Here is a 7,010-nt window from a genome sequence, read left to right as displayed (position 1 = left end):
GCTCCTGCTAGAGGAGCGCGTCGCCGTCGTACCCGGTAGTTCCTTTGGGGCCTGTGGAGCTGGCTATGTGCGCTGTGCCTACTGCGCCGCTTATGATCAATTAGAAGAGGCGCTACGGCGTATGGAGCGCTTCCTGAAGCGTCACCAGTAGGGGTGCGGTCTGTACGACCGTGCCCCTCCTTTTTCGCCTTCTGCTTGTCATCTTCCGCGCTGCCCAAGGACTAGGGGGAGCGCAATCCTCTAGCGCCGGTCCGCCAGGTAAAATGTTGATGACCCGCCAAGTTGCGCGGATGTCCTCCTATCTGGGGATCTCTAGCTTTGGATCGGGGAAGAGAAAGCAGGGCTGTGCTGGCGGGAACTCATGGGGCACAGTGAAGAGGCCATAGCGACCACTGAAAGCCCGGGCCGCTATAGCCGTGCTGGCGGGGGAACCCTAGTGCGGCGCGAATATCTGAAAAGAGCGGGCCAGCCAGCCCCAGCAGAAGGCAAAAAGAGAGTGGGCCCACCTGGATTCGAACCAGGGACCAACCGGGTGAAGCCGACAACCAGAGCCTACGCGCCGCCTGTGAACGCTCAGTCGTATGACTGGAGATCGTCAGACGGCAAAGCGCAGAGCGTGGTCATCCCTTCCCGAACCGTGCGTGCGCCTTTCGACGCACACGGCTCTCCAGGCGCTCTCTCGCCACAGACTGTGACTAGGACGCCACCGTCATGGTCAACAAGAGCGCCCTGTGCCCCTTCCCCGTGTATCGGGCATTACCCCGATCATTTGAGTACTATGGGCACTCCGTCACCAGAGGACACAGGAGCAATGGCGCTGGCAGTGGCACAGCCCTGACCCTCACCGGGGGAGTGCCTTGCCGACGGAAGTAGCCTTACAGCGCAGCGAGCGCTTCTGTGTCCTGGAAGGTGATCCCGCAGTTCCCTACCTGCCTCGGTCCGTACGTAGGTGCCCTTACGATGTGCCAAGCCACCAGCCGACAGCCCGATGGGACCCTTGACGACCCTCATAACCACGGTCGTCAAATCGGGCGACGTGCGCGATCCTGCCATCGCACGGGTGGTTGAGCGGGCACATCTCGGGTTCGGAATGCGCTCCTCACCATATACGGCCTAGCTGCACGGAGCGGGGTGAGCAGTTTCCCCCGAGCCGTACTTTTCTGGCCATGCTACTGTCCCCTAACCCTTTCGGGATCGGGTCAGGCCAGGCTTTAACCACAGCGGTCCCAGTGGTACTGCGCGACGCAGCAGAGACAGGTAGAGCACAGCGGCGCACTTATGAGCCGGCTGCTCTAACCGCTGAGCTATGGGCCCTTGCGAGCACTATTGTACCATACTTGGGATTCGCTGGGAAGAGGGACAGAGAAAAAAGTCAACAAGGCCCCACGACATTTGGACCAGCACTGTCACGGATCGATACATCGTACGGTCCACATTGTGCTATAATATCGAAAGTGTAGAGACTGCAAAGGCTGGCAGCCCGTTCAAGGAGTCAAGATCAAAGGATGAGAGAGGGCCAGCCAGTTAGCAACGAGTGCAGTGGCGGATTCCGCAGTAAGCAGCAGCATCGTGAACACAGGAGCCGTGCCATCGGCAAAGCACCCTGTTGTAAGTGCAAGGCAGTCGAACAGATGCAGACCGGAACGAGAGCAGAGAGCGACCGCGACCGTCGTTAGTCGAGGTGGCGGGCACTCTGTGGAATCCCGGGAGCGCTTTTTAAGGGCCGCGCCATTTCTGTGCACAGGGCGCGGTTGAATTTTTAGAGGGGGCATTCAATGGAGAATGAAGTGACGATTCGGATTGGTGGCGAGTCGGGCGAAGGGACCATCTCGGGTGGAGACATCCTGGCGCTGGCCTCCGCGCGCTGGGGCTATCACGTCTTTACCTTCCGCACCTTCCCGGCGGAGATCCTGGGCGGTCCCTGTATGTTTCAGGTGCGCATCAGCGATCGCCCCGTGAAATCGATGGGGGACTATGCGGACGTGCTGGTCTGTCTCAACAAAGAGGCCTACGACCGCAATATTCGCGACCTGCGTCGGGGAGGCGTACTCGTTTATGATCCTGGCGATTTCACGCCCGAGAGCGACGACTTCATCACCTATGCCGTGCCCTTCAACGAGCTAGCGCGCAAGGAAGTGCAGCTATTCCAGACCAAGAACATGGTCATGTTAGGGGCCATAGCGGGCCTCTTCGGGCCACCGCTGGAGGCCCTGCTCCAGGTAGTTGAGTCCCGCCTATCCAAATCGCGCAAGGCCAATCCCATCTTGATGGAGAAGAACCGCCTGGCGCTAGACATTGCCTATCGCTACGTGCGTGAGAAGATCGACAAGCGGGACCCCTATCAACTTGGCCCCGTGGAGAAGGCTGATCGGGTCGTGCTCAATGGGAATCAGGCCGTGGTAGCTGGGGCCTTGGCGGCGGGCTGTGGCTTCTTCGCTGGCTATCCGATTACGCCGGCCAGCGATATCATGGAAGCCATGGCTAAGGAACTGCCCCAGGTAGGCGGCACCTTCCTGCAGGCGGAGGACGAGATGGCGGCGCTGGCGGCGGTCTTGGGGGCTTCTTTCGGCGGCGTGCGCGCCATGACCGCCACCTCTGGTCCAGGCTTCTCTCTGATGACCGAACTGATAGGCCTGGCCTCGATGGCCGAGTTACCGGCGGTTATTGTTGATGCCCAGCGCGCCGGCCCGAGCACGGGTATGCCCACGAAGATGGAGCAGGCTGACCTCAGCTTCGCTCTCTACGGTGGTCATGGTGATACGCCGCGCATGATTGTGGCGCCGGCCAACGTGGCTGACTGCTATACTCTGATGGGCCTGGCCTTCAATATGGCCGATCGCTATCAGATGCCAGTCATCTTCCTCACTGATCAGTCGCTGACAGCCCGCGTCGAGAGTGTCGATCGTAGTGTCTTTCGTCCTTTCACCATCGAAGGCCGCCTGGAGTATGGCAAGGCGAATAGCAACGGCGCCAATGGCGCGAATGGGGCCAGCAACAATGGCAAGCATGAAACGGCGGCGGCTTTGGCAGCTAGCTTCGCCCGCTATGCCTATACGGCTAGCGGCATCTCTCCTATGACCATCCCCGGGCCTGGGGCTATTCCTTACTCTGCAACTGGCCTTGAGCATAACGAGCATGGTCACCCGGACTACGAGCCGGAAGACCACACCGCCATGATGCAGAAGCGCTTTCGCAAGCTGGAGACCGCGGCTCAGGAGCTGCCGCAGCCGGAGCCGTATGGTGACAGGGAGGCTGAGATTGGTTTAATCGGCTGGGGCTCGACGGAAGGGGCTATTCAGGAGGCAGTGGATCGCGCCCGGGCCAAGGGCTACAAAGTGGCCTCTCTGCACCTGCGCATTCTTTCGCCGCTACCCGACCGGGCTATTCGCGACTTCATCAGCTCGGTCAAGACAATCATCGTGCCCGAGTGCAATTACTCCGGTCAGTTGGCCAACCTGCTCGGGGCCAGGTATGGTCTGCAGCCGATTCGTGTCAATAAATTCGGGGGCATTCCCTTCACCGCGGGTGAGATCCTGCGGGCCATTGAGGAGGTTTGTTAGCCGTGGTTCAGTCAACCACTCCAACGCTCACGCTCAAGGATTACAAGAGCGAGGTCAAGCCGACCTGGTGTCCGGGTTGCGGCGACTTCGGTGTGCTCAACGCAACGCTGCGCAGCATGGCCGCCCTCAAGCTGCCGGTCGATCAAACGGTGGTTGTCTCGGGTATCGGCTGCTCCAGCCGCTTCCCCCACTTTATTCGCACCTTCGGTTTCCATAGTGTGCATGGGCGCGCTTTGCCAGTCGCTCAGGGCCTGAAGATGGCTCGTCCCGATCTGACGGTGATTGCTGTAGGGGGCGATGGTGACTTCTTTAGCATCGGTGTGGGCCATCTGGTCCATGCGGCTCTGCGCAACATCGATATCACAGCCATTGTCATGGATAACGAGACCTATGGCCTGACGAAGGGGCAGACCTCGCCTACCTCTCCGCATGGCCATAAGACGAAGTCCTCACCCTATGGCCTGCTGGCCTCACAGTTCAATCCTGTCGCGACCGCCCTCTCGCTGAACGTGAGCTTTGTGGCCCGCGGTTACTCCGCTCGCCCCAAGGAGCTGGCGGCCTTGATCGAGCAGGCAACCCTACATCGGGGCTTCTCTTTCGTGCATGTGCTTAGCCCCTGTCCCACCTTCTATAATACCTTTGATGCCTGGGATGCCGCGGTAACCCCTCTGCCCGAGGACCATGACCCCAGCAACCGTCTCAAGGCGCTCGAGTATGCTCTTGACAATGAGAAGCAGTACATCGGCGTCTTTTATCGCGAGGAGCGGCCAACGATGGAACGCGTGGCGCGTGAGGTCGTCGAGCCGCATGAGTTCCGCATCGAGGAATACATTCAGCGCTACGCCTAGGCGCATCACGGGCCGCCCTCCTCTCCTGCCGCTACCACGACAGCCAGGGCCATGCTGGGGCTGAGTGGCAGGCAGGCTAGAGAGTCGAGGGAGAAGACAGGCCGCCGAGGAGGGAGCGACCTCGGGGCCAGTCAGCGCCGCACTAGGCTAAGATGCTGGACGCCTAAAAAGGACTGAGGACGCGTCTGGCTGGCAGTCAGACCAGCGCGTCCTCAGTGCCTCTTTTGGGAAAGCCAAATGAAGGAGCCAACAAGCAATTCCACTGAGGGTGACATGCCCTGCCTGCAAGCTGCTCTGGCGAGGGACGTGTGATCAGTGGGCAGACTGCTGGCGTGCAGACCAGGGGGAACCTGGGTAGCAGAATAAAGACGCTGGTCTGAGCCACTCGCTGACTAGTGGGCGCTCAGACCAAGCTGTCCGGGGAGCTGCAGCGAGTTAAGTACTGCCTGGATAAACTTCTCACCACAGGGACGACAGAAGAGACCGCCATCGTTGTGATAGCGGCCGCCGATGGCTGTGAGCTGCCGCTCCGCCGGCTCACCGCACCATTCGCAGCGGCTGCCCCTGGGGGCAGAATCCACAGAAACGGGCTGATGAAACTCATTCTTTGGCATCGCTTGTCCTCCTGGACCGTGTCGGGCAGACACGTCACTGCTACGCATCGTTTCTTGCTAAAGGGGAAAAACCGGTGACAAGAAGCAGTAGCTAGAACAGCTCTAAAGAGAAAGGAACGGACCCGTATCGGTGGTCAGCAACGTGTGGTGAAGCGGGCCGGGGAAGCCGCCACGGTAGCCAAGGGAGGAGCCGCCACGGTGGCCACCACGGTACCAACTACTACAAGTAACCACAGCCAAAGGTACCACGGTGATACGGAGCCGGTCAACGACGATACGCACTGTGCGTCATTGCCCGAGCGCTGGAGCGGCTTTGCTCAGCATACTGGCAAGGAAGACGGTCCAGACACAGCCTGATACCCCATCAGACAGAGGTAGGCCATGTCGAGCCGAGAGATCCTTGTAGTTAGAAACAACTATACCACAAAAGAGCGGCCAGTGCCAGTCTCCCTACCAGCCTCCTGCCAGTCCGGTAGCTTGCTGACTATCGCTGAAGGCCCGCGATGGGGAGCAGCAAACAGGAAGGCCGGCCCCCCTCAGGCCTGAGGGGGCTGTTCTTCTTCCAGAGCTGGAAAGCGCGAGGAAAGACGATCGCCGATAAGCCAGCCTATGCCCCCTAGCACGACCGTCAGACCAAACCAGATGGCCAGGTCAATATTAATATTGACGTTAAAGCTGGCTGCTAGAACCGCTGCCAGGATCAGGCCGAGCGTTAGCCCGAGCGTTGTCCCTACCAGGCAGCCAGGATGAGCGAGATTGCGACCCCGTAGCTTGTTCAACATATGCTATCTCTATGCCTGCCGATCTTTTGCAATTTTTGATGGTCTGTTGATGTTTTTCTCATACCTGTCTGCTAACCTCTCCGATGATAGCGCGAGGCCGCCTGAGCGTCAAGGGGCATCGCTGCCCCCCGCCATCTCGCGGCGACAAGCCGCTCCGCTGGCCCTGGGGTTGACAAGGCACGATCCTCTACAGTAGTATAGTAACAACAGAAGTACTCGACATTGTTGATATACAAAATCAACAAAGCGGGCAGCGTAAAAGGCGGGGCGAGAGAACCAGGCGTATGTACGGCGATGGTGCCAGGGGACCGGACCGAGCCGGCCAGGCCAGGCCAAGCCGGGCAAGGGTTCGGTCCCCCTTTGTGCCTCTGGTGGGGCGCTGGCCGCTGGCGATTGAGTCTGGGCTTGCTATGACCGGTCGTCATGACATCATGCTCACACGACCTTGCGCGCGAAGCAGAGCTGAGCAAGGTCAGACTGGAAAAGGTGGAAAAGCACGGTCATGAATCTACTCGTCAGTTGCATCTCGACCAAGCACTCAACTCTGAAAAAGCATTGGGCTGACACTGGTCAGCAGATTGCCTGCCCACTGACGGTACGTGGCAGCTTACAGAAGCCGAACGAAGACCTCGGCGGCCTGCTTTGTCTGGTGGTTGATGGAGCGATTGAGCGCACACTGCCGCTCAGCATGGCGGCGGGCATGGTGCCCTCTGACAGGGGCGTTCTGGTGACCACCGCCACCAGCATTCACGAAGTTGATCCTCTGCTGCGTGAGCTACGCCGAGACGTGATCTCGCTTCCTCTCTTCAACGCTCTTCATTCCATCTCGCGCAGCGCACATGGTTATTTGGTAGCCAGCACGGGCCTTGATCTGATCGTGGAAATCAGCCGCGAGGGTGAGGTCCTGTGGCAATGGTGGGCAACCGATCATGGCTTTACCCATACCCCCACTGGGGTACTGCGGCAGCTTGACAAGGCGCGTGACCATCGTCAAGAGAAATACGGTACCCTCAGCCAGACGACCCATGTCAACGCAGTGGCAGAGCATCCCTCCGGGGCTGTGCTGGCCTCGCTCTTCCATCAAGGAATGGTGATCGCCATCGATCGTGAGGGGGGGGAGTGGTGGCCGGTACTTGAGGGGCTGGATCATCCTCACTCTGTGCGCATCCTCGATAGCGAGCATTTTACTGTCGCGGATACCGTTGG

Annotated in this window: 5 protein-coding genes and 2 pseudogenes; 4 read left to right on the top strand and 3 right to left on the bottom strand. The window is 59.6% G+C overall.

What is annotated here, in order from left to right; genetic code table 11:
- From IRZ24_RS19870 to IRZ24_RS14685, 3 genes and pseudogenes are all read left to right on the top strand, one after another.
- Nucleotides 1–151: pseudogene (locus IRZ24_RS19870) on the top strand (pyridoxal phosphate-dependent aminotransferase); the annotation flags it as partial.
- A 1,624-nt stretch (nt 152–1,775) separates the two neighbouring features.
- Entirely contained in the window at nt 1,776–3,560 is a 1,785-nt protein-coding gene (locus tag IRZ24_RS14690) for a 2-oxoacid:acceptor oxidoreductase subunit alpha (RefSeq protein WP_297165530.1), read from the top strand.
- Nucleotides 3,561–3,562: 2 nt separating this feature from the next.
- The gene (locus IRZ24_RS14685; protein WP_297165528.1) at nt 3,563–4,408 is read left to right on the top strand and encodes a 2-oxoacid:ferredoxin oxidoreductase subunit beta; all 846 of its coding nucleotides are present in this window, start codon (nt 3,563–3,565) and stop codon (nt 4,406–4,408) included.
- 392 nt (nt 4,409–4,800) lie between these two features.
- On the opposite strand, the gene IRZ24_RS14680 is transcribed toward IRZ24_RS14685, so the two are convergent.
- The 3 genes from IRZ24_RS14680 to IRZ24_RS14670 form a co-directional block, all read right to left on the bottom strand.
- A complete protein-coding gene (locus IRZ24_RS14680; RefSeq protein WP_297165526.1) occupies nt 4,801–5,022 on the bottom strand; it encodes a hypothetical protein in 222 nt (73 codons plus the stop codon).
- Nucleotides 5,023–5,124: 102 nt separating this feature from the next.
- Complete coding sequence (locus IRZ24_RS14675; RefSeq protein WP_297165524.1) at nt 5,125–5,304, bottom strand: hypothetical protein; 180 nt, start codon at nt 5,302–5,304, stop codon at nt 5,125–5,127.
- A gap of 254 nt (nt 5,305–5,558) precedes the next feature.
- The gene (locus IRZ24_RS14670) at nt 5,559–5,804 is read right to left on the bottom strand and encodes a hypothetical protein (RefSeq protein WP_297165522.1); all 246 of its coding nucleotides are present in this window, start codon (nt 5,802–5,804) and stop codon (nt 5,559–5,561) included.
- 502 nt (nt 5,805–6,306) lie between these two features.
- Between IRZ24_RS14670 and IRZ24_RS14665 the strand changes: the two are divergent.
- Nucleotides 6,307–7,010, top strand: a pseudogene (locus tag IRZ24_RS14665) (hypothetical protein); the annotation flags it as partial.

The organism is Thermogemmatispora sp. (assembly GCF_019683755.1).
Lineage (GTDB): Bacteria > Chloroflexota > Ktedonobacteria > Ktedonobacterales > Ktedonobacteraceae > Thermogemmatispora.
The sequence above is the reverse complement of the archived record's forward strand: the minus strand, read 5'-3'. Positions and strand labels throughout refer to the sequence as shown.